Below are 23,810 nucleotides of genomic sequence, written 5' to 3'. Positions count from 1 at the left end.
CGGCCCCCGGGAGGGCGGGTCAGTCTGCGTCGAAGATCTTTCGGACTCCTCAGCGCGCGGCGGCGCGCAGCGCGGCATCCACCCTCTCGATCACCTCCGGCGGAGCAGACACGGCGATGAGCTCGGGGCGCAGGGAGCGACCGGGCACCCACCGGATGTAGGCGTCGAACTCCGCCGCGATCTCGGGCGAGTGCTCCGCGAGGATGCGCGACACGAGACCGCAGACGCCTGGCGCGTCGGCGAGCGCGGCGAGGTCGGCGTCGACGCCTCGCGCGGTGTCCGGCGGGGCCGGCACGGGGTCCTGCACCCGCCACTCGTGCTCGCCGGGACCCACCTCGAACCGCGGCCGGTCGGGCAGCCGGACCTCGGCCCGCGTACCCACGGGGACCTGCGCCGACACGCGGATGCCGTCCCCACCCCGCTCCCAGCGCACGCGCGCGCGGCCGAACGGGGTCTCCTGCACCACCTCCGCATGGTCGAGCGCCGACGGGAACCAGGGGCTGATGCGCATCGTCCGGTAGCCGGGCGCGGTCGGCGCGAGCCCGCCGATCCGACGATGCAGCACATCGGCGACCGCCCCGAACGCGCAGTGGTTGAGCGACACCATGCCGGAGGGGTGCAGCGTCCCGTCGGGGCGCACGGCATCCGGTCGCTCCCACACCGTGGTGGCGCCCATCGTCACGGGATACAGCCACGACGGGCACGCGGTCTGGAACAGCAGCCTCTCGGCGGCGAGCTCCTGACCGGCATCGAGCAGCGCATCGAGCACGAGCGGCGTGCCGAGGAAGCCCGTCGCGAGCCGGTAGCCTCCGGCCCGCAGCAGATGGGCGAGACGGATGCCGAGGGCGGGCCGCAGCGCGGGCGGCGCGAGGTCGAACGCGAGCACCAGCGCGTAGGCGGCCGGCGCGTCCGACATGAGACGGCCGGCCGGCGTGAGGTACGCCGCGCGGAACGCCGTCGTCGCATGCTCGGCGATGCGGTCGGCTTCCGCCGCCGCGGCGTCGTAACCGGCATCACGCAGCGCCTCTGCGGCGAGCCGCGCCGACCGCACCCGGTACGCGCCGGCGACGAGTCCGGCATCCGTCTTCGCCTTGTCCGGTCGGGTCGCGGTCGGGTCGAGCCAGTCCCCGTACTGGAACCCGCTCTCCCACAGGCCGTCGTCCGTCGCCAGCCGCTCGCACGCGTCGACCCAGTCGCGCATCGCGGGCGCGAGCCGGCGCCGCACGTCGACATCCGCGAACCGCTCGGCGAGCAGTGCGGGCACGGTGGTCACGGCATCCCCCCATCCGGCTGCCGCGACGGCGCTGAACGCGCCGAGGGGGTCGGGCACGACGGTCGGCACGACCCCGTCGTTGCGGCGCTGCTCGAGGGCGAGGTCGTCGAGCCAGGACCCGAAGAACGCGTCGACGTCGAAGAGAGAGGCCGCGGCGGGCGCGAACACCTGCGCATCGCCCGTCCAGCCCAGTCGCTCGTCGCGCTGCGGGCAGTCGGTGGGCACCGACAGCAGGTTGCCCCGCAGGCTCCACACGACGTTCTCGTGCAAACGGTTCAGCAGCGGATCCGAGGACGTGAACCACCCCGTGCGGCGGACGTCGCTGCCGACGACGACCGCCCGGACGTCGCCCGCAGCGAGCGGCCCCGAGAGACCGGAGATCTCGGCGTATCGGAACCCGTGCACCGCGAACGCCGGCTCGACCTCCCGCGTCCCCGACCCGTCGCCGACGAACCGGTCGGTGGCCGTCGCCGCGCGCAGCGGTCTGGTCGCCAGCGCCCCGTCCTGCAGGATCTCGGCGTGCCGCAGCGTGATGACCGCGCCCTCAGCCGCATCGATCCGCAGCCGCAGCCTGCCGACGAGGTTCTGGCCGAAGTCGACGATCGCGGTGTCGCCGTGCAGATCCTGCTGCACCGAGACCGGCGTGAGGTGCGCGGTCCGCCGCACGGGCTCCGCATCGAGCACCTCCACCGCGACATCCACCGGGAAGGCCTCGACGAGGGCGGGCGGCCACGCGGAGTCGTCGAAGCCGCTGCGCATCCACCCCTCCTTCTCGCGTCGCGCGTCCCACTCGTCGCCGGCATAGAGCCCGCTCGCGACGAGGGGCGGGTCGGGGTCGACCCGCCAGCCCTCGGCGTCGATCTCGCTCGACCGCCCGTCGGCGTGACGCAGCAGGAGCCGCACCGACACTCCGGGCTGCTCGCCGTAGAAGCGTGCCGCGTTCGGGCCGAATCCGTAGCGCTCGGTGAACCATCCACCCGCGGCCTCCACGGTGATCACGGCCACCTGCTGCTCCCGCCGCAGGAGCGCCGTGACGTCGGTGACGGTCGCGGCGAGGCGGTCGCGATACGAGGTCCACCCGGGCTTGAGCACGTGGTCGTCGACCTCGACGCCGTTCACGAACACCCGGTGCACGCCCTGCGCGGTCGTGAGCAGAGTGGCACCCACGACATCGGTCGGCAGTCGCAGCTCGCGACGCAGGAAGAGCGGCTGCGCAGGCCCGCCGGGACTCGGATGCCGCAGCAGCGGCGCCGACCAGTCCTCGGTGAGGAAGGCCTCGACGAACATCAGCGGATCGCTCCACTCCGACCACTCGTCGTCTTCGCCCTGCACCCTGACCTCGAGCCGATGCGCCGTGCCGCGCCCCGCGGTGAGCGGTGCGAGCGGCCAGGCGCGGAGCACCGGGTCCGGTCCGATCCGGTGCTCCGCGCCGCCGTCGAGGCGCAGCGCCGCCGCCCGCGCCCGCCACTCAGGGGGCGCGTCGACCGTCCAGGAGACGGGTGGGGTCGGCGAGGAGGCGACCGCCGCGTCCCGGCGGCGGCCGACCCGCACGCCGGTGACGCGGACGGACCTCATGCGATGGGGTCGACCGCGGCTGCGGTCTGCCGACGACGGCGCACGACGAGCAGGCAGCCCCCTGCCACGAGTGCGAGGGCGAGCATGACGAGCACGATCGGCAGCGCGCCGCCGGTGCTGGCGAGCGGGTCGCCCGTCGCCGCGCCGGTCGCCGCGCCGCTCACGGCTCCGCCCGTGCCGGTGCCGTTGCCGTTGCCGTTTCCGTTGCCCGTGCCGGGGCCGGCCGTGCCGGGGTCGACGTCGGCGGCGAGCAGGCGCACGGGCAGGAACTCGGCAGAGTCCTTCTCCCCCGCGATGCCGCCACCCCACGACAGGTAGCCGTCGCGTCCGGCGCCGTCCGCCTCGTTGACGATGAGCGCGCTGCTGAGCAGAGCCGACGACGGGGCGACACCGGTGAGCCGCACCCACGGCACCGCGGCCTCGTAGACCGTGGTCTGCGCGGCGTCGTCGCGCAGAACCGCGACCTGGGAGCCGGCGACCGTGCCTGCGGCGTCGCCCGCGGCGAGCCAGCGGTACAGCTGCGGCCCGGCGGGGGTCAGCGCCATTCCCAGCTCGTGCCAGGTCGTCGCCGCGCCGGGCGCCCCCGCCGCGACCGTGAACTGCACGGAGTCGCCCTGCCAGATGTTGGATCCGGCGGCCGGCTGGTCGTGCACGTCGTCGAGCACCTCGACGCTCACGTAGAGGTTGTCCTCGTCCCACGTGTACCAGAACCGGGCGGACTGGTCGGTCGACGCCGCGAACGCGGCGAGCAGCCCCCCGGTCTGCCCCTCCAGCACCACGGGGGTGAGATCGTCGAGGTCGTCCAGCACTCCGTCGACCGTGATCGTGCGGTGCGCGGCGCCGAGCGCCTCGTCCACGGCGAGCGGGGCGACAGCGCCGGATGCCGCGAGCTCGCGGCCCCCGACGAGAGCGGATGCCGACCACGTCGTGCGCGCGGTGATGCCGTCGAGTGCGATGTCGACGACGAGCGCGGCGTGCGCGGCGACCTCCTCCTGCTCGGCCTGCGTCGCGGTGGATCCACCAAGCACCGATGTCAGCCTGTCGACGGTCACGGACTCGTCGGAGGCGTTCCCGAGGGTGAGGCGCAGCACGGATCCCCCGTCGGCGGCGATGGTCTGCGCGCCGGTCAGGGTGACCGGCTCGCTGACCGTAGTCGTGGCCGTGAGCGCGCCGAGCAGCGTGCTGCCGCGGTACAGCTCGCCGACGACGACGTGCTGTCCGAGCGCCGTGGCGGCGGGCAGGGCGAAGTCCACCGCGCCGACCTGGCCGGCGGCCACGGTCTGCGCGACCTCCTGCCCGTCGGGGAACACGAGACGATACGCGCCCTCGGTGCTCGACGCGGCGTTGTCGATGCTCCAGTGCGCGGCGATCGGCTGCCCGAGGTACGCGGGATCCAGCGTGAGGGCGGTGGCCGACGCGGTCACGCCCGTCACCGCGCCCTGCAGGTACACGGGCCCCTGACGCAGGTCGATCACGAGCTCCCAGCCCGCGCCCGCCTGCACGACCCGCGACGAGCCGTACATGTCGGTCACGGTCACGTCACCCTGGAGCGTCACGGTGACAGCCCGCGGCGACGTCGACCACAGCGCCCGCACCGGACCGCCCGGAGTCTCGAATCCGATGTTCCACAGGTCGGCGATCGAGGTGTCGCGGGTCGCCGAGTGCGCACCGGCCAGCACGTCGGCCGCCGTCGAATAGCTCACGAAGGCGGGCTTCGGCGTGTACGCGCCCAGCGGGTCGTTCGCGGCGTGCAGCAGACCGAAGTTCTCCTCGGTCTCCGCCGCGTCGACGCCGTCGTTCACGAGGTCGTAGACGTAGTAGCGCTCGACGTCGTGCAGCGCGGTGATGACCGCCGACTTCGCGATGTTCGCCGCCTGGGTCTGCTCGTCGACAGCGCGGGCGTTGGTGCCTGTCGGCCATCCGTGCTCGGTGACCCACAGCGGGATGGACTGGCCGTCGTTGTACTCGCGCACGAGCGCGTCGATGCGGGTCAGCGTCTCGTCGAGCGCCTCGGCACCCACGGGGTAGCTGTAGGGGTGCAGCACGATGCCGTCGAGGTAGTCCAGCGCGCCGAGGCGGAAGGTGTCCTCGAGCCAGTCGGTGTTGAGGATCGCGACGGCCGGTCCGATGACGGGCAGGTCGGGGTCGACAGCCTTGACCGCCGGCGACGCCGACTTGAGGAGGTTCACGTAGTGCTCGGGGGCGACGTTCGTGTTGCCGCCGAGACCGAGGTCCCACTCGTTCCAGATCTCGATGCCCGAGGCCATGTCGCCGAACTCCGTCGCCATCTCGGCGGCGTAGGCGGAGTACGCCGCGACGGCTTCCGCGCTCACGGGTCCGTTGCCTCCGTCGTAGAGGGGGTTCCCGTAACCGGCGAGCAGCAGGGGACGGACGCCGCTGCTGCGGGCCTGGTCGAGGAACTCCGCGCGGGCGACCGACCAGTCGTAGACGCCGGGAGTCTTCTCGACATCGCTCCAGTAGGGCTCATCGCGGAACTGCGCCACTCCTCCGACGGCCAGCGCCGGCATCGAGGCGAAGTCGCGGTGCTGTCCGTAGTGGGTCACCGCCCCGAATCGACCGTCGGCGGTCTCGGCGACGTCGGTGTCGGCGAGCACCGCGATCGTCGTCTGCGCGCCGCCGATGCGGGTGCCGTCGGCGAGGGCGTCGACCGTGAGGCCGTACCATCCGCGGCCGAGCGCTCCGAGGTCGAGCGCGCCGTCGGCGGGCTCCTGCCCAGAGGCCACCACGCGCCCGTCGGCCGCCGTGGTGCGCCAGCCGACCGTGTCGGCCGTGGTCTCGTAAGGCAGCGTCACGGCATCCCCGACCGTGAAGAGGTTGCCGAAGGCGCCCGCCGACAGCGCGAAGCCGGGGGTCACGTCGGCGGCGCTGATCGTGATGTCGTCGATGAGGGCGCGGGCGGTGGTCGAGGTGGTGTCGGGGCGCGCCCAGGAGTTCACGACGAACCCGATCTGCTGCGCCGGCCCGTGCCATTCGCCGTCGGCCGCGCCGCCCCAGGCCCCATGGCTCGGGTCGTCGGTGGGCGAGGCGAGCGTGATCTCCTGCCAGCCGTCCACGTCGGGCACCGGCAGGAAGGTCTGGTGCGTCTGCCCGGTGGCGTCGACGAGCTGCACGCCGATCGTGTGCAGGTTCTCGGCGTCGATCCAGAACGAAGCCGAGTCGAGGTCGACGCCGCCGAGCGAGCGGGCGGCCATCTCCCAGCTGTCGGTGCCGCGCACCGCGGTGTCGAGCAGCACCTCGACCGACGATGAGCCGGTGTGCCCGCGGTCCGCCGCGCGAGGGGTGCTCGGCGACACGGTCGTGCCGTCGAAGGCGGTGGCCGACCAGTCGGCCAGGTCCTCCACGCCGATCGTCGTGTCGGCGGCGACGGCCGCCGCGGGAAGCGCGAGGGCGCCCACCGCGATGAGCGCTCCGCCCAGGGTCAGCGATCGGCGGCGCGTGGTGCGCGACGACCGGGGTGTGCGTGATCTCACTCTGTCTCCTCTTCGAGCCAAGGTCGATGAAATGGGGAAATCGGTTGCCCAACGGCATCCTTGCGACAGTTGTGGAGTCTTGTCAAGCATCGAGACGCCCGTCATCGCGGCTCCCATCGGTCGTTAAGATTGGCTTTGACGAAGCGGCACCTCACCTGGTAGACATCGGTAGAGCAATCGCTTTTCCCGCACAGCAGCACCACCCGAACGAAGGAGTTCCCATGACGAAGCGCATCCGCGCTGCCGCGGCTCTCGTCGCCATCGGCGGCCTGGCCGCCGGTCTCGCCGCCTGCTCGTCCGACCCGTCGCCCGACTCGGGCTCGGACGGTCAGATCACGATCCAGGTCGGCGACCGCCCCTCGGCGGACCGCCCGGAGGACCGCGAGTACTTCGACGAGCGCGTCGCCGCCTTCGAGGAGGCCAACCCCGACATCGATGTCGAGGCCGTCGAGACCGCGTACGACGCCAGCACGTTCCAGGCCCTCGCGGCCGGCGGCTCGCTCCCCGACGTCCTCAGCGTCCCCCTCACCGAGCCGCAGGGCCTCATCAAGCGCGGGCAGGCCGCCGACATCACCGACGCCCTCCGCTCGGAGGATCTGCTCGACTCGCTGAACCCGACCATCCTCGATCTCACGTCGGACGACGACGGCAAGGTCTACGCCGTCCCCACCAACGCGTACTCGTTCGGACTCGTGTACAACCGCTCGCTCTTCACGGCGGCCGGACTCGACCCCGACGCACCGCCCACGACGTGGGACGAGGTGCGCGAGGCCGCGAAGCAGATCACCGAGAAGACCGGGGCTGCCGGGTTCTCCGCCCTCACCACCGCGAACACCGGCGGATGGCAGTTCAGCGGCATCACCTACTCGTTCGGCGGCACGATCGAGAACGAGGACGGCAGCGAGGCCACGTTCGACGACACCCCGTCGACCGACGCCCTCGAACTGCTGCACGCCATGCGCTTCGAGGACGGCACTCTGCCCGCGAACACCCTGTACGACATGGACACCCAGGGGCAGGACTTCGCCGCGGGCAAGATCGGCATGATGATCGCCGCGACCGACCGCTACTACGGCGTCGTGCAGAACCTGAAGCTGCCGGCCGAGGACTTCGGCATCGGCGGGATGCCGCAGGACGGCGGCGTCAACGGCACCCTGTCCGGCGGCAGCGTGCAGATCGTGAAGCCGGACGCCTCGGAGGAGGAGAAGGCCGCCGCGGTGAAGTGGATCAAGTTCTTCTACCTCGAGCGCTACTTCGACCAGGACGTCGCGGTCGCCGATGCGAAGGCGTCGAACGAGGCCGGCTCCGTGACCGGTCTGCCCGGACTCGCGGTCGTCAACACCGACGCGTACGACACGTACTTCGAGTGGATCGCCGACTACATCAACGTGCCGTCGAGCAACTTCACGCCGTACCTCGAAGCGTCGACCGAGATCCCGATCGTCCCTGAGCCGGTGAACAACGCGCAGGAGGTCTACGGCGCCCTCGACGGCGTGATCCAGGCCGTGCTCACCGACGAGAACGCCGACATCCCGGCGCTGCTCGAGAAGGCGCAGACCGACGTCCAGGGCCGCCTCGGCCGCTGACCGTCAGGTCGCCACTCCCCACCGCGATCGGGGCGGGACACCGCTCCCGCCCCGATCCCTCCCGTCCGGAGAACAGATGTTCCAGAACCGCTCCCACGGTCGCACCGGCTCCGCGCCGACCGCGACCACCCGTCGCTGGCGCCGCCTGCGCCCCGGACTCGTCGCCCTCGGCATCGCGGCCCCCGCGATCCTCGTCTACCTGTACTTCTCGTGGGGCCCCATCGTCTCGTCGCTCGTGATGAGCGTGCAGACCGTCACGCCCGGTCAGGACGCGCAGTGGGTCGGCATCGAGAACTTCGCGTACGTGCTCTCCGACCCGCAGCTCCCCCAGGCCGCGCTGAACACCGTCTACTACACGCTCCTCGCGATCGTGTTCGGCTTCCCCGTGCCCCTCGCCCTCGCCGTGCTCATCGCCGAGCTCCGCGGGCACCGCTGGTACTTCAGCGCCCTCGCCTACCTGCCCGTGATGGTGCCGCCGGTCGTCGCCATCCTGCTGTGGAAGTTCTTCTACGACCCGTCGTCCGACGGCGTCTTCAACACGATCCTCGGCGCGATCGGCATCGGACCCGTGCCGTGGCTCACCTCCCCGGCGTTCGCGATGCCGTCGATCGTGCTCGAGACCACGTGGGCGGGTGCCGGCACGGCCGTCATCATCTACATCGCCGCGCTCACCAGCATCCCCACCGAGCTCTACGAGGCGGCCGAGCTCGACGGCGCCGGCATCTGGAGCCGCGTCTGGCACGTCGCCCTGCCGCAGATGCGCGGCATCATCGGCACGATGCTGCTGCTGCAGGTCATCGGCACCATGCAGATCTTCACCGAGCCGTTCCTCTTCACCGGCGGCGGCCCGCTCGGCGCGACCAAGACGCTGCTCATGACGATCTACGACTACGCCTTCGTGCGGGTCGACTACGGCGCGGCGACCGCCCTGAGCGTCCTGCTCGCCGCCGTGCTGTGCGTCTTCGCCTTCCTCTACACCCGCCTGACCCGTCGCTGGAGCGCCTGATGAGCATCCTCGCCCGCCCTCGCCGCGCCGTGGACGCCGCACCGGCGCCCCGCACCAACATCTCCGACTCCGACCGCCGCCGCCCCGTCGTGCGCGTGACTCTCGCGATCGTGCAGACGCTCGTGCTCGTCGCCCTCCTCGTCGCCGGTCTCGGCCCCCTGGTCTGGCTGGCACTGGCCGCGGTCTCCCCCACCCAGGACCTCATCCGCGAGCCGTTCGCGTTCTTCACGAGCGGCGTCGTGCAGTGGGAGAACATCGGCATCGCGTGGGAGCGCGGCCGCATCGGGCACTACCTGCTCAACACCGCCGTGCTCGCCCTCGGTGCGACCGTGGCCACGCTGGTGGTGTCGACCAGCGCCGCCTTCGTCATCACGGTGCTGCGCCCGAAGTGGGGCAAGCTGCTCTCGGCCGCGATCCTCGCGACGCTGTTCGTGCCGGGCATCGTCGCCCTCGTTCCGCTGTACCTCACGGTGCGCGAGCTCCCGGTGCTGGGGATCTCGCTCCTGAACACCCCGTGGGCGATCTGGCTGCCTGCCGCCGCCACGGCGTTCAACGTGCTGATCATCGCGAGGTTCCTCGAGTCGATCCCCGCCGACCTGTACGACGCGGCGCGCATCGACGGAGCCGGCGCCCTCCGCATCCTGTGGAGCATCGTGCTCCCGCTGTCGAAGCCGATCCTCGGCGTGGTCGCGCTGCTGTCGGTCGTGGCCTCGTGGAAGGACTACCTCTGGCCGCTGCTCGTGCTGCCCGACCCCGACCTGCAGCCGGTGTCGGTGGCGCTGCCCCGCCTCGCGGCGCAGACCGAGTTGAGCGTGCAGATGGCGGCGCTGTTCCTGTCGCTCATCATCCCCGTGGTGCTGTTCCTCGTGTTCCAGCGGCAGTTCCTGCGCGGCGCGAGCATGGCCGGAGGGGTGAAGGGATGACCCGCGTCCTCGTCACCGGCGCCGACGGCGAGATCGGTCGGGCCGCGAGCGCGGAGCTCCTCCGCGCCGGCTACGACGTCACCGCCCTCTCCCTCTCGTACGGTTCCGACCACCCGGCCGACCGCGTGCTCGTCGGCGACACGACCTCGGTCGACGACGTCGCCGCCGCGCTCGACGGAGCGGATGCCGTGGCGCACTTCGCCGCGATCCCGCACCCGTCCCTCGGCACCCCGTACGAGGTGTTCCGGGTGAACACCGACTCCACCTTCAACGTGCTCGAGCAGGCGGGCAGCCGCGGCATCCGTCGCGCGGTGATCGCGAGCAGCATCAACGCGCTCGGCTACCCGAACAACCCGCACCGCGCGTTCCCGCCGTCCTTCCCGCTGCGGGAGGACACCCCGACCGACGTCGGCGACGCCTACTCGCTGTCGAAGGGGGTCGACGAGCAGACCGCGCGCTACGCGCACCGCCGCCACGGCATCGACGTGGTCGCGCTGCGGTTCCCGCTCGTCAAGTGGCCCGAGGTGCTGCGACGGGCGGCGGCCGAGGTCGCCGAGGACCCCGCGTCGATGGCTCGCGAGGGCTGGGCGTACCTGACGATGGCGGATGCCGCGAGGGCCGTGCGCGTCGCGATCGAGGCGACGACCAGCGGCGTCCTCGTCGCCGGGCTCAGCGCCGACGACACGCTGCTCGGCGAGTCGACGAGCGCGCTGCTCGCCCGGTACGCCCCCGGCATCCCCGCCGACTCCCCCGTGGACGGGTCCTCGCCCCTCGTCGATGCGAGCGTCGCGGCGACCGTGCTCGGCTTCCGGCCGGCCGAGTCGATCCACGACGGCACGGCGACGGCCCCGCTGTCCGCTCCGTCTCTCACCCCGACGAGGAACATCCCGTGACCGACCACACCCCTCCACCGCTCACGTTCGCCCAGCCCTGGGCGGCACGCGACGACGTGCGCATCACCGACGTGCGGGCCGTCGTCACGGCGCCCGAGGGCATCCCGCTCGTGGTCGTGAAGGTGGTCACGAGCGACTACGGGCTCTACGGACTCGGCTGCGCCACGTTCACGCAGCGCTGGCAGGCCGTGGTCGCGTATCTCGACCACATCCGTCCGCTGCTGGTGGGCCGGTACCCCGGCGACATCGAGGATCTGACGCGGCTCATCCGCTTCTCCGCGTACTGGCGCGAGGGCCCGGTGGGCAACAACGCGCTCTCCGGTGTCGACATGGCGCTGTGGGACATCGCCGGCAAACGAGCGGGCATGCCCGTCTACGAGCTGCTGGGCGGCCGGGTGCGCGCGGCGGCCGAGGTGTACCTCCACGCGGAGGGACCGGATGCCGAGGCCACGGCCGCGCACGCGGAACAGCTGCGTGCCGAGGGGCTCCGCCACATCCGCGTCCAGACCGGGCAGCAGGGCATCGGCCACTACGGGGCGCCGCCCGCGCCCGGGCTCTACGACTGGGCCCGCCATCCGCAGGGCTGGCGGGTGTCCGAGTATCTGCGCCGCACCCCCGAGCTGTTCGCCCGCATGCGCGAGCTGCTCGGCGACGACGTCGAGCTGCTGCACGACGTGCACTCCCGCCTCTCCCCGCGCCAGGCCATCGCGCTGCTGCGCGACCTCGAGCCGTACCGTCCCTTCTTCATCGAGGACGTGATCGCCCCGGAGCACTGGGATCGCCTCCCCGAGGTCGCGGCCGTCTCGTCGGTGCCCCTGGCCGTCGGCGAACTGGCCACGTCGTTCACCGAGGCCGCCCGTCTCGTCCGGACCCACGCCGTCGACTACCTGCGCGCGCACATCTCCGACGTGGGCGGACTCAGCGCCGCCCGCCGGCTGGCCGTGCTCGCCGACATCGAGGGGGTGCGCACCGCGTGGCACTCGCCGGGCGACGCATCGCCCTTCGCGGTCGCCGCGGCGGTCGCGCTCGATGTCTCCTCGCCCGCCTTCGGCGTGCAGGAGGGCCACGTGTACAACGAGGCGAGCCACGAGGTCTTCCCCGGCATGCTCGACATCGAGAACGGCTGGCTCACCCCGAGCGACGCGCCGGGCTGGGGCGTCGACCTCGACGAGCGCGCCGCCGCGCGGTTCCCCGCCGGCCTCTCCGGCCACGACGGCTGGGCGGCGGGCGTCCGCTCCACCGACGGCGCCCTGATCGCCCCCTGACCCCGTCCCTGTCCACTCCTCCCGAAAGCACCCGCATGCCCACGTGGTCCCTCGCGCCCTCCCGGCGCTCCCTGCTCCGCGACGGAGCGCCCGCCTTCCTGCTCGCCGACACGACCTGGGCCGCGTTCAGCGGGCCGACCGACGAGGAGTGGACCGACTACCTCGTGCGGCGGCGGCGGCAGGGCTTCACGGGTCTGCTCATCAGCGTGCTGCCGATCGAGCACGACCGCTCCGAGGGAGGGCTGTCGCCGTACGTCGTCCGCGACGGGCGCCTCGACCTCGACGGCGGCGACGCCGAGTACTGGCCGAGGGCGGAGCGGATGCTGCAGGAGGCCGTCGAGCACGGCTTCACGCCGATGCTCGTGCTGCTGTGGAACAACTTCGTACCGGCGACCTGGGGCGCGGGACTCACTCCCGAGCTGGTGCTCGACGAGCAGCAGACCCTCGACCACGTGCGCGGGACCGTCGAGCGCTTCGCCCGGTTCGACCCGATCTGGATCGTGTCGGGCGACGACGACCTCGACTCCGAGGTCGCGCTCGCCCGCTATTCGCTGGCCGCCGCGGAGGTGCGCCGGCTCGCCCCCGACGCACTCGTCACCTGGCACAGCACGCCGACCGCACGGATGCCGGAGGCCGTCGCCGACGGGGAGCTGCTCGATCTGCACGGGCTCCAGCCGGGGCACAACCAGGAGTGGGACACCCTGCCCCGCGATCTCGTGCGCCACTACGCGGCGTTCTCGGTGCCGCGGCCGATCATCAACCTCGAGCCCTGCTACGAGGGACTGGGCCGCTTCGCCGGTCGCGCGCGGCATTCCCGGGCCGACGTGCGGCGGGCCAGCTGGACCGGTGTCGTGGCCGGGGCGGCCGCGGGGCTCGGATACGGCGCGCACGGCGTGTGGAGCTGGCACCGCCGCGGCAGCGCGTTCACGGCCGAGAACGTGCACGGCATGCCGTTCCCGTTCTCGGTGGCGATGGAGTTCCCCGGCGCCGACGACGTCGGCTTCCTGCGTCGTGTCGTCGAGGGCGAGGTCCTGTTCGACCTCGAGGAGGCCGCCGACCTGCTCGTGGACGAGCCGTCGGGAGCCGTGGTCGGACGGGCAGGCGACCGGGTCGCGGTCTACGCGCCCGAGTCGTTCGCGCTCACGCTGCGGCTCGACCCCGCCGCTGTCGTCGCGGTGCGCGTGTACGACCTCGACGCCCGGCGGATCGACGCGACGCAGTGGACGCCGGTCGAGCACGACGGCGCCCCCGGCATCCGTCTCGAGCAGACCGAGTTCGCCGGCGACGCGCTGTTCGTGATCGATCTCGGCCGGGACACACCGTGACGACGGACGACGTGGTCGTCGCCGCGCACGGCATCCGCGTCGCCGTGACGAGGGCCGGCGGGGCGATCTCGTCGATCCGGGCGCACGGCGTCGAGCTGCTCGCGCGCACCCCCTGGGCGGACGAAGGGCTCGGCGGAGAGGACGATGCGTGGCGGATGCCGTCGAGCAGCGCCGAATGGCATCGACGCTATCCCGGCGGCTGGCACCTGCTGACCCCGGCCGCGGGCGACCCGTCACCCGAGGCCGCTGTCGAGCAGCCGTTCCACGGCGAGGCGGCCTGGCGCTCCTGGCACGTGCGCGCGGAGGGCGACGCGGCGATCGTCGCGGAGGTGCTGCTGCGCACCGCGCCGCTGCGGGTGACCCGCACGGTGACCGTCTCGGCGGGGCGCGTGACCGTCGACACCGTGCTGCGCAACGAGAGCGACGGCGATCAGCACGTCGTCTGGGTCGAGCACCCGGCGCTCGCGGGGGCGCTGTTCGACGACGCCGAGGTCACGCTCGGGGCCGATGGCGCCGACGCGGCCGAGCGTGTCGCGGTGCGGATCGTCGCTGCGCCCGGGTCGCGGTTCGACGACCTCGACGCCGCCTCCGGACGCGTCCTGATCGCGTCGGCGTCGGCCGGGCTCGACCTGACGCTGACGTGGGATGCCGCGCTGCTCCCCCGTTTGTTCGTCTGGCAGGAGCGGCACGGCTCCGCGGGATTCCCGTGGTGGGGCGCGGTCGACGCGGTGGGCCTGGAACCGGCATCCGACGCCTACGGAACGGCGACCCTCGGGTCGGGGTCGGTGACGGTGGCCGCCCGCGGCGAGCGCCGCAGCCGCCTGGCGTGGGAGATCCGGCCGCGCGAGTGAGCGTCGCGGCACCGGATCGCTACAATCGTTCTGCGATGTCAAGCAAAGCGATTTCCCTCAAGGACGTGGCCGCCATCGCGGGGGTCTCCGTCTCGACCGCGTCGAAGGTGCTGCGCGGCGGGGGCAAGGCATCGGACGCCACTCGCGAGCGCATCCTCGAAGCCGCTGCGCGCCTGGACTACGAGCCGAACGCGCTGGGTCAGTTCCTCGCGCAGGGGCGCAGCGCGACCATCGGCGTGCTCACCCTCAACGCACCGGGCGCGTTCACGATGCCGGTGCTCACCGCCGCGACGACGGCGCTGGGCGCACGCGACCTGTCGGTGCTCGTGTCGGACTCCCGGCTCGACCGTGCGGTCGTCGCGGCCACGGTGCGCAAGTTCCGCGCGCGCAAGGTCGACGGCCTGCTGGTCGTCGGCGACGGCAGCGGCACCGCGATGCGGTCGGTCACGGCCGGGTTCACCGTGCCGGTCGTGTACGCGTACGGGTTCTCGGACGAGCCGGACGACGTGTCGTTCGTGCACAACGGCCAGGTCGCCGGAGAGCTCGCGGGTCGGCACCTGCTCGGTCTCGGCCGTCGCCGCATCGCGCACATCGGCGCCTCGCTCGACGACCACTCCGCGCGGGAGCGCGCCGAGGGTCTGACCTCGGTGCTCGCCGCCGAGGGTCTCGAGCTCGTCGGCGGGGCCGGGTTCCACGGGGACTGGTCGCGGTCGTGGGGACGGCGCGCCGCCGAGGACCTCGTCGCGTCCGGGCTCGAGTTCGACGCCGTGTTCTGCGGCAACGACACGATCGCCATGGCCGCATCGGAGGTCTTCCGGCAGGCGGGGCTCCGCATCCCCGCCGACGTCGCGATCGTCGGGTTCGACAACCTCGCCGGCCTCATGGACCAGCACGACCGCACGCTCACCACGATCGACCCGCTGCTCAGCACCGTGGGAGAGCGCGCGGCCGAGTACCTCGCCGACGCCATCGGCGGGGGCGCCTACGAGCCGGGAGTCCACCGCGTCGACGGCATCCTCATCGAGGGCGAGTCGTCGGTCGGCCCGCGCTCCTGAGTCCCACGCGAATGCGGGCCGTCACTCGAGCTCGTCGAGCACCAGCTCGCCGCGCGCATTGAGTCGAGTCATCATCCGCTCGACGCGGCGAGGATCGACCTTCGGCGCGGGACTCTGATCGAACTCCAGCACCATCGGGATGCTGGGGTGGATCCACGCCGACATCGCGCCGACCCCGTGCGACCCGTCCGGCCAGGTCATCATGAAGCTCTCCTGACGCCGCAGCTTCGTCGCGATCACGATCTTCACATGGACGAGGAGATCGTCGTCGATCTCGATGGCCGGACGCGAACTGTTGTACTCGAGCTTTCCCATGATCGAACAGTACCGCCGACAGCGCCCGCCGCCGGTCGCGTCGAGGCCGGGCGAGCGCGTCAGCGCTCAGCGCTCGAAGACCACCTCGCCGCCGACGACCGTGGTCGTGACCTGCTGCTCGGAGATCCGCTCCGGGTCGATCTCGTAGATGTCGTCGCTCAGGGCGATGAAGTCCGCCAGCATCCCGGCCTTGAGCGTGCCCGTGGCGTGCTCCTGCCCCACCGCGTACGCCGACCCGAACGTGTAGGCGCGCACGGCCTGGTCGACCGTCACGCGCTCCCGCTCGCCGAGCACGACGCCGCCGCTCGTCCTCCGCAGCACCATGTCGCGCAGCGACACCAGCGGGTTCGCGTCGGAGATCGGCGAGTCGGTCGACCCGTTGATCACGATCCCGGCATCCGCGAGGGACTTCACCCGGTAGATGTCGTCACGACGATCCGCGGCGACCGCGGCGGCCATGCCGTCGCCGAAGTCCGAGACGAAAACGCCCTGCGGCACCGGGATGACGCCCAGGCGCGCCGCGCGCGCGATGTCGTCGTCGCTCGCGAGCGCGAAGTGCTCGATGCGGTGGCGCACGTCGGGTCGCGGCGCGATGCTCTGCGCGTGCTCGATCGCGTCGAGCACATGCGTGATCGCCCGGTCGCCGATCGCGTGCGTGGCGACGGTCCATCCGGCGAGGTGGGCGCCGACGATGTAGTCGCGCAGCGCATCGGGCTCGTGCAGCAGCACGCCGAAGTTCTCGGCCTCGCCATGGAAGCACGCGTGCATCGCCGCCGAACGGCCGATGAACGAGCCGTCGGCGACGATCTTCACCGGCCCCACGCGAAGCCTGTCGTCGCCCAACCCGGTGCGGATGCCGAGGTCGAGACCCAGCACATCCTTGTCGGGGAGGTCCGTGAACGGATGCAGCACCGTGATGTAAGGCATGAGTGTCGTGCGCACGCGCAGCCTCCGCTGCTCGACGGCCGTCTGATAGGCGTGGTAGTCGAGCGGGCTGTTGCCGACCATCCGGATCTCCCCGATGCCCGGCTCGGTCACCGACGTGAGCCCGTAGCTCAGCGCCTGGTCGCTCGCGAGACCCAGGTTGCGGTGCACCTCGTCGAGTCCCATCGGCCGCACGAGCGCGAGGATCGGGGCCATCGCCGACTCCTGCAGCAGCCCCTCCGGCCGCCCATCGCGGTCGCGCGGGATCGCGCCGCCCGGGATGTCGGGGAAGCCCTCGCGCGCGCTGTATCCGGCGAGCTCGAACGCGCGCGTGTTCGCGACCATCATGTGACCCGACACGTGTTCGAGGATCACGGGCCGCCCGCCCGCCACGCGGTCGAGCCCCTCGGCGGTCGGGTGCGCCTCCAGGAAGTTCTGGTCGTACCCCGACCCGCGCACCCAAGCGTCGGGGGCCGACCCGGCGGCGTGCGCGCGCACGGCCTCGTAGAGCTCGTCGAGCGAGTTCACGGCACCGGGACGCAGGTTCAGCGACGCGAGACGGAACCCGGTGAGCGAGAGGTGGTGGTGCGCGTCGTGGAACCCCGGCAGCACCGGTTGCCCGGCGAGGTCGACGACCTGCGCCGCATCGACTCCCTCGAGCTCCTCGTCGAAGCCGACGATCCGGCCGTTGAGTGCCCCGATGCTGCGGGCCGTCGGCCGTTCAGGGTCGAGGGTGCGGATACGGGCGTTGGTGAAGATCGTGTCGACGCGCATGGTCTCTCTCGCGGTTCTGGTCGAGTCGGCGGGCGGCAGGTCGGCGGATAGCCGGTCGGCGGGTGGCGGGTGGCGGGTCAGCGGACGGCGGCGACGCTCTCGGCGTGCGCCGAGCGGACGATGCGCCGCTGCAGTCCCCACACGCCTGCGATCGTGACGAGGATCATCACGGCGTAGAACACGGCCACCGCCCACACGCTGCCGCCGGAGGAGTTGAGGATCCACTGCGCGACGAGCGGCGTCGATCCTCCGAACACCGTGGCGCACAGCTGGTACGCGAGCGAGACGCCCGAGTAGCGGATGCGGGCGGGGAAGGCGGAGGCCAGCAGTGTGGCGAGGAGCGCGTAGTAGGCCGTGCTGCCGATGATCGTGGCGTAGAGGGTGACCGTGATCCACAGCGGCGACGCCGCCTGGATGGCGAGGAAGTACGGCACCGTCAGCACGACGCTCAGCACGAGCCCCGCGAGCATGACCCTGGCGATGCCGAAGCGCTCGGCGATCCTCGCGGCGATGGGCTGCCAGATGAACTGGAGCACCGCCATGCCGAGCAGGATGTTGAGCATGAGCTGACGGTCGATTCCGAGCGAGCCGGTCGTCCAGGCGAGGAGGAACGTGTTCGAGAAGTACGCGTTCGAGATGCCCATCACCGAGGCGAGCACTCCGAGTCCGATGAGCAGCGGCGCGGTGCGGATCGCGACGAGCACCGGGGCGCTCACGACCTCCTGCGACTGCTTGGCCGCCTCGAAGTCGGGCGACTCCTCGACCTTCACGCGGATGACGAGTCCGACGATGACGAGGATCGCCGACACGAGGAACGGGATGCGCCAGCCCCAGGAGATGAACTGCTCGTCGGGGAGCAGTCCCACCAGCAGGAACATCACGGTCGCGAGGATCGAGCCGGCCGGCGAACCCTGCTGCACCCAGGCACCGGCGAGGCCCTTCTTCTCGGCGCGCGCGTTCTCGGTCGACAGCAGCACGGCGCCGCCCCACTCCCCTCCGACCGCGAAGCCCTGCAGCCCGCGGAGCACGACGAGGAGGATCGGGGCGAGGATGCCGATCTGCGCGTACGTCGGGAGCAGGCCGATCAGCGTGGTCGCCGTTCCCATGAGGATCAGCGTGAGCACGAGCACGTTCTTGCGACCGAACTTGTCGCCGAAGTGGCCGAACACGAGACCGCCGATCGGACGCATCAGGAAGCCGACCCAGAAGGTCGCGAACGAGGCGAGCAGCGCGGCGCCCGGCGCCACGTCGGGGTAGAACACGCGGCCGAAGACGAGGGCGGCGGCGGTGCCGAAGATGTAGAAGTCGTACCACTCGATCGCCGTGCCGACGAAGGCACCCACCATCGAACGACGTTGCCGGGCAGGACTGATCTCAGTGTGCGAAGTAGCCATCGGGGGGGGCTCTCTGGTCGGAGGGAGTCGGGATCTGCTCATCCTCACCGGCCGGAGCCATGCTCGTCCAATGAGAAAAACGGTTCTCGACATACGATTCTCGTATGTACGGAGAACGGGAGCTCGAGGCGTTCGTCGCCGTCCTCGACTGCGGATCGGTGAGTCTCGCAGCAGAACGCCTGATCAGGACCCAACCGACGGTGTCGCGGCAGATCGCCTCGCTCGAACGCCAGGTCGGCGCCGCACTCTTCCGGCGGATGCCGCAGGGCATGGTCACGACGTACGCCGGCGAGCGCCTGGAGCCGATGGCCCGCGACCTCGTCCGGCGCGGCCGACGCGCGCGGGAGGTCATGAGCGGCATCGTGCAGAACGAGCGCTCGTTCGTCGCGGCCGCTCCCGAGATGACGAGCGTGCTCGTGCTCGCGCCGTTCATCGCCCGAGGCGGACCGATCTCCGACGTGGTCGTCGCGACGCCCGCCGAGACCTACGACCGGCTGCGGTCGGGCGCCGACCTCGCCGTGACGACCAGCCCGCCGGACTCGCGACTCCGCAGCCGCCGCATCCTGGACCTCCCCCTCTACTGCCAGCTCCCCTCCGACCATCCGCTCGCCGCCGGCGACGCGGTCGAGCTCCGCGACCTGCTCGCCGGCCCCTTCCTCACGTCGGGGGTCGGCTCCGCCGCCTGGACGCAGATCCAGCGAGCAGCCGAGGGCGAGGCGTGGTCGCTGGAGATGGCGAGCTTCGGCGCGGACGCGCCGATCGTGCAGGCGCGTTCGGCCGCCGGACACGGTCCGTGCGTGGTGGTCGAACCGCCGCGCTTCGGGCTGATCTCCAAGCCCCTGCTCCACCGGGGCACGCCCATGCAGTGCGCGTTGTACGCGAGTTGGGAGCGCGCACACTACGCCCGCGACGACATCCGAGCGGTGATCGACGAGCTCGCCGCCTTCGTCGCCGACCACGTGTCGGGACTGCACGAGAAGGCAGCTCTCCGCGCCCTCTGACGCCGTCCCGACAGCCCTCCGGAGCGTCCGGAGCACCGTCCGGGGCGGTACTGATTTACGCGCGGTCCTCGCATTCCCGGGGGTCGGGGTGCATGAAAAAAACTTCCTGCTCGTTTCCGTGGAGACACGCCGTGGGTCCGGAAAAGCCCGCCAATCCGCGCCATCCATGCCTCCGAACGGGCAGTATGACGCTCTCCCCCTCCGCGCCATTCCTTCGGCTGTCCCGACTCGCCACCGCTGTGCGGCGAGCCGTGCCGCAGCTCGCGGCGTTCGGCGGCGTCGGTCTCCTCGCCTTCGTGGTCGACGTCGGCGGGTACAACCTCCTCCGCTCCACCGTGATGTCGGAGCAGGTGATCTGGGCCAAGGTCATCTCCGTCTCGGTCGCCACCGGTGTCGCCTGGCTCGGTCACCGGTACCTCACCTTCCGCCGCACCCGACGCCCTGCGGTCGCGAAGGAACTGCTGCTGTTCCTGCTGGCCAACGGAGGCGGTCTGCTGATCGCCGCCGGCTGCCTGTTCGTCTCGCACTATCTCCTCGGCTTCACGAGCCAGCTCGCCGACAACATCGCCGGGAACGTGGTCGGCCTGATCCTGGGCACCGTGTTCCGCTACCTCACCTACCGATTCCTGGTCTTCCGGACGCCTCAGGAGGCGACATCATGACACTCCTCGCGCACGCCCTCTCCCGACCCTCCGAAAGCGATCCCGCTCCCGGACCCCTGCTCACCCCCGCACCCGATCAGGCCCCCGCCCCCGGCGTGCCCAACCGAGAGGTGCTCGACCCCGGGCTCGTCGAGACGGCGCAGAGTGCGTCCGGCTTCGACTGGGCGGCCTTCGCCGGGCACGTCGGCCTCGTCGCCGTCGCGCTCGCGCTGACGGCGGTCGCCGTGACGACCCTCTGGTGGATGCTGTACGCCTGGCGCTCGAAGAGCACGTACGACAGCACGGCCTTCTCGAGGGAGCCCCGCCCCGCGCAGCACACCTTCACCCTTCTCGTGCCGGGCAGGCACGAGGAGGAGGTCATGGGACAGACTCTCGACGCCCTGGCCGCGCAGACGCACCCCGACGTGCAGATCATCGCGATCGTCGGCGACGACGACCCGGGAACCACGGCCGTCGTGCGCGCGGCGGCGGCCCGGCACCCCGACCGCATCGAGGTCGTGGTCGACGACAGCGTGCCCAAGAACAAGCCCAAGGCGTTGAACCGCGCCCTCGCATACGCGGGCGGCTCCATCGTCGGCGTGTTCGACGCCGAGGACGAAGTGCACCCCGAGCTGCTCCGCCACATCGACTCGCGGTTCACCGAGACCGACGCGACGGTTGTGCAGGGCGGCGTGCAGCTGATGAACTTCCGCTCCTCGTGGTGGTCGCTGCGCAACGTCCTCGAGTACTACTTCTGGTTCCGCTCCCGCCTGCACTTCCACGCCGGGGCGAAGTTCATCCCACTCGGCGGCAACACGGTGTTCGTCAGGCGCGACGCCCTCGAGCGCAACGGCGGGTGGGACGCCGAATGCCTCGCCGAGGACTGCGAGCTCGGCGTCCGGCTCTCGAGCCAGGGTGAGAAGGTCGTCGTGGCGTACAGCCCCGAGTACGTGACCAGGGAGGAGACCCCCGGCACGCTGCCGTCGTTCTACAAGCAGCGCACGCGCTGGAACCAGGGCTTCCTACAGGTGCTGCGCAAGGGCGAGTGGCGAGCACTGCCGACCCGCGGTCAGCGCCTGTTCGCGCGCTACATGCTCGCGATGCCCTTCCTGCAGGCCGCGACAGGACTGCTCATCCCGCTGTCGCTGTTCCTGATCCTCGTCGTGAAGGTCCCGACCGTGGTCGCGCTGCTCACCTTCATCCCGCTCGCGCCGACGCTCGTGACGGTCGCGGTCGAGATCGCGGGTCTCGGCGAGTTCGGACGCCTGTACGGAGAGAAGGTGCGGGTCCGCGACTACGTGCGCCTCGTGCTGGGCACCATCCCGTTCCAGGTGCTGCTCGCGGGGGCCGCGATCCGCGCCGTGTTCCGCGAGCTCCGCGGCGAGCGCGGCTGGGAGAAGACAGCGCACAGCGGTGCGCACCGCGAGCCCGCCCCCGCCGCATCCGCTCCGATCCGCGAGGAGGTCGCCGCATGAGCACGACACTCGAGAAGACCGCCGAGGTGGAGCGGGCGACCGCCGGCTCCGCAGCGGTCGACGGCATCCGCCCCTCCGAGAAGACGCCGAGGGGGCCCGGACGGATGTCGCTGTGGTTCCGCGCGCACGCGCGCGACCTCCTCTGGCTCCTCCCGGTGCTGCTCGTCAGCGCGGTGGTCAACTTCCTCAACGTCGGCGGCTCCCCGCAGCGCATCGACGACGAGGGCACGTACACCGCGCAGGCGTGGGCGGTCACGCACCTCGGCGAGCTCGCCCACTACACGTACTGGTACGACCACCCTCCGCTGGGCTGGCTGCAGATCGCCGGCTACACGCAGCTGACCGGCGCGTTCGAGCGCTGGGACGTCGCGGTCCTCGCCGGGCGCGAGGCCGTGCTCGTCGCGGCGCTCATCTCGGTCGTGCTGCTCTGGGCTCTCGCCCGGCGACTCGGCATGTCGCGGGTCGCCGCGGCGGCGACGGGCCTCGTGTTCGCCCTGTCCCCTCTCGCGCTGCAGTTCCACCGCACGGTGTACCTCGACAACGTCGCCGTGCCCTGGCTGCTGCTCGCGTTCTTCCTGGCGACGAACCGGCGCGGCCAGCTCGCCGCGTTCGCCGGCTCCGCCTTCGCGTTCGGCATCGCGGTGCTGACGAAGGAGACCTTCCTGCTCGCCCTCCCGGTCCTCGCCTGGGTGATGCTTCGCAGCGCTCGTCGGGAGACCCGCCGGTACACCCTGTCGGTGGCCGCCAGCATCCTGGTCCTGATCGGCGGCAGCTATCTGCTGCTCGCCGCCGTCAAGGGCGAGCTCTTCAGCGGCGCCGACCGGGTCAGCCTCATGGAGGGCATCACCTTCCAGCTCGCGTCCCGCGAAGGCAGCGGGTCGGTCGCCGATCCGGACTCGCTCATCAACCGCACGCTCGGCATGTGGTGGCAGCTGGATCCGGTGTTCATCGTCCTGAGCCTCGTGGCCGCGGTGTATGCCCTGCTGCTGCCGCGCCTCCGGCCGTACGCGGTGCTCGTGCTCGCCATGACCGCGTTCATGTTCCGTCCTGGCGGGTACCTCCCCGTGCCGTACGTCATCATGCTGATCCCGTTCGGGGCCCTCCTCATCGCCGGTGCCGCGGACAGCGCGGTGGCCCGCATCCGGCGGCGCTCGGCCTCACGACGCGCGCTCGCCACCGGGTTCGTCGCCGTCGCCGCCGTGGGGGCGATCGTGGCGGTGCCGCTGTGGGGGACGCAGCTGCGGGGCTTCGTGCTCGCCGACCTCGACGCGCCACTCCGCGGTGCCGAGCAGTGGCTCGAGGAGAACGCCACCACCGATCAGCGCATCATCGTCGACGACGCCATGTGGGTCGACCTGGTGCGGGCCGGCTGGGATCGGGAGAACGTGATCTGGTACTACAAGCTCGACACCGACCCGGCGGTCCAGGCGGACTCGCCGAACGGGTGGCGCGACGCCGACTACGTCGTCACGACCGACTCCATGCGCACGTTCCCCGGTGCGTTCCCGCAGGTGCAGCAGGCGATCGACAACTCCGTCGTCGTGGCCTCGTTCGGCTCGGGACCGCAGGCGGTCGAGGTGCGTCGGGTGACGATCGACGGCGCAGAGCAGGCGGCGATCTCGCAGCAGGATGCCGTGGCGCAGCGCGCACGGCTCGGCGCCGAGCTCGCGACCAACCCCGAGATCACGCTGGACGACGCGGACCGCGACCGGCTCGTCGCCGGGCAGGTCGACGAGCGAATCATCGCTGTGCTCGCCGCCGTCGCCGGAGCGGGCTCCGTCACGGTCGCCGGTTTCCCCGTGGTGACGGGGGAGGGCGACGAGTCCTTCCGGCAGCTCGCGATCTCGTCGATCGGCGGCTCGCCCGTCGCCGACGACGCCCGGGTCACGACGGAGGGGCGCGCGTTCCTCGATTCGCTCACCGGCGCGTACGAACCGGCCGACGTCGCCGTCTCGGGCGACACCGTCGTCCTGCGGTACCCGGTCTCCCTGCGGCCCCTGCTGCCCTGAGACGCCTCACGAACCGACCGACACAACGCACGAC

General features: G+C 71.7%; 17 protein-coding genes. 12 read left to right on the top strand and 5 right to left on the bottom strand.

Annotated elements, in window-relative coordinates; all coding sequences use genetic code 11:
* Positions 1-49: 49 nt before the first annotated feature.
* Entirely contained in the window at positions 50-2,848 is a 2,799-nt protein-coding gene (locus RAC81_RS13410; RefSeq protein ID WP_375082822.1) for a family 78 glycoside hydrolase catalytic domain, read from the bottom strand.
* Positions 2,845-6,339, bottom strand: a complete 3,495-nt coding sequence (locus tag RAC81_RS13405; RefSeq protein ID WP_375082821.1) for a sugar-binding protein — start codon at positions 6,337-6,339, stop codon at positions 2,845-2,847. Before RAC81_RS13405 ends, RAC81_RS13410 begins: the two co-directional genes overlap by 4 nt.
* Positions 6,340-6,560: 221 nt before the next feature.
* On the opposite strand from RAC81_RS13405, the gene RAC81_RS13400 reads away from it, so the two are divergent.
* The 8 genes from RAC81_RS13400 to RAC81_RS13365 all read left to right on the top strand — a co-directional run bounded on the left by RAC81_RS13400 (position 6,561) and on the right by RAC81_RS13365 (position 15,243).
* Complete coding sequence (locus RAC81_RS13400; protein WP_375082820.1) at positions 6,561-7,925, top strand: extracellular solute-binding protein; 1,365 nt, start codon at positions 6,561-6,563, stop codon at positions 7,923-7,925.
* A 76-nt stretch (positions 7,926-8,001) separates the two neighbouring features.
* A complete protein-coding gene (locus RAC81_RS13395) occupies positions 8,002-8,931 on the top strand; it encodes a sugar ABC transporter permease (protein ID WP_341933485.1) in 930 nt (309 codons plus the stop codon).
* The gene (locus RAC81_RS13390) at positions 8,931-9,854 is read left to right on the top strand and encodes a carbohydrate ABC transporter permease (protein WP_375082819.1); all 924 of its coding nucleotides are present in this window, start codon (positions 8,931-8,933) and stop codon (positions 9,852-9,854) included. Before RAC81_RS13395 ends, RAC81_RS13390 begins: the two co-directional genes overlap by 1 nt.
* Positions 9,851-10,747, top strand: coding sequence for an NAD-dependent epimerase/dehydratase family protein (locus RAC81_RS13385; RefSeq protein ID WP_375082818.1), 897 nt, complete (start codon positions 9,851-9,853; stop codon positions 10,745-10,747). The genes RAC81_RS13390 and RAC81_RS13385 overlap by 4 nt, the downstream gene beginning before the upstream one ends.
* The gene (locus RAC81_RS13380) at positions 10,744-12,012 is read left to right on the top strand and encodes an enolase C-terminal domain-like protein (protein WP_375082817.1); all 1,269 of its coding nucleotides are present in this window, start codon (positions 10,744-10,746) and stop codon (positions 12,010-12,012) included. The genes RAC81_RS13385 and RAC81_RS13380 overlap by 4 nt, the downstream gene beginning before the upstream one ends.
* A gap of 35 nt (positions 12,013-12,047) precedes the next feature.
* On the top strand, positions 12,048-13,337 hold the full coding sequence (locus RAC81_RS13375) for a DUF4038 domain-containing protein (RefSeq protein ID WP_375082816.1): 1,290 nt from the start codon (positions 12,048-12,050) through the stop codon (positions 13,335-13,337).
* A complete protein-coding gene (locus tag RAC81_RS13370; protein WP_375082815.1) occupies positions 13,334-14,188 on the top strand; it encodes a hypothetical protein in 855 nt (284 codons plus the stop codon). Before RAC81_RS13375 ends, RAC81_RS13370 begins: the two co-directional genes overlap by 4 nt.
* Positions 14,189-14,223: 35 nt before the next feature.
* On the top strand, positions 14,224-15,243 hold the full coding sequence (locus RAC81_RS13365) for a LacI family DNA-binding transcriptional regulator (RefSeq protein WP_375082814.1): 1,020 nt from the start codon (positions 14,224-14,226) through the stop codon (positions 15,241-15,243).
* A 21-nt stretch (positions 15,244-15,264) separates the two neighbouring features.
* On the opposite strand, the gene RAC81_RS13360 is transcribed toward RAC81_RS13365, so the two are convergent.
* The 3 genes from RAC81_RS13360 to RAC81_RS13350 form a co-directional block, all read right to left on the bottom strand.
* The gene (locus tag RAC81_RS13360) at positions 15,265-15,558 is read right to left on the bottom strand and encodes a hypothetical protein (RefSeq protein ID WP_375082813.1); all 294 of its coding nucleotides are present in this window, start codon (positions 15,556-15,558) and stop codon (positions 15,265-15,267) included.
* Between the two features lie 66 nt (positions 15,559-15,624).
* Positions 15,625-17,256: an amidohydrolase gene (locus tag RAC81_RS13355; protein ID WP_375082812.1), complete on the bottom strand. Its 1,632-nt coding sequence runs from the start codon at positions 17,254-17,256 to the stop codon at positions 15,625-15,627.
* A 77-nt stretch (positions 17,257-17,333) separates the two neighbouring features.
* Entirely contained in the window at positions 17,334-18,602 is a 1,269-nt protein-coding gene (locus tag RAC81_RS13350; protein WP_375082811.1) for an MFS transporter, read from the bottom strand.
* A 152-nt stretch (positions 18,603-18,754) separates the two neighbouring features.
* Here RAC81_RS13350 and RAC81_RS13345 point away from each other — a divergent pair, with 152 nt between their 5' ends.
* From RAC81_RS13345 to RAC81_RS13330, 4 genes are all read left to right on the top strand, one after another.
* On the top strand, positions 18,755-19,651 hold the full coding sequence (locus RAC81_RS13345) for a LysR family transcriptional regulator (RefSeq protein WP_375082810.1): 897 nt from the start codon (positions 18,755-18,757) through the stop codon (positions 19,649-19,651).
* 185 nt (positions 19,652-19,836) lie between these two features.
* Complete coding sequence (locus tag RAC81_RS13340; protein WP_375082809.1) at positions 19,837-20,313, top strand: GtrA family protein; 477 nt, start codon at positions 19,837-19,839, stop codon at positions 20,311-20,313.
* On the top strand, positions 20,310-21,767 hold the full coding sequence (locus RAC81_RS13335; RefSeq protein ID WP_375082808.1) for a glycosyltransferase: 1,458 nt from the start codon (positions 20,310-20,312) through the stop codon (positions 21,765-21,767). The genes RAC81_RS13340 and RAC81_RS13335 overlap by 4 nt, the downstream gene beginning before the upstream one ends.
* The gene (locus RAC81_RS13330) at positions 21,764-23,776 is read left to right on the top strand and encodes an ArnT family glycosyltransferase (protein WP_375082807.1); all 2,013 of its coding nucleotides are present in this window, start codon (positions 21,764-21,766) and stop codon (positions 23,774-23,776) included. Before RAC81_RS13335 ends, RAC81_RS13330 begins: the two co-directional genes overlap by 4 nt.
* Positions 23,777-23,810: the final 34 nt, after the last annotated feature.

This window comes from Microbacterium sp. CR_7 (assembly GCF_041954755.1).
Classification (GTDB): Bacteria; Actinomycetota; Actinomycetes; order Actinomycetales; family Microbacteriaceae; genus Microbacterium.
The sequence above is the reverse complement of the archived record's forward strand: the minus strand, read 5'-3'. Positions and strand labels throughout refer to the sequence as shown.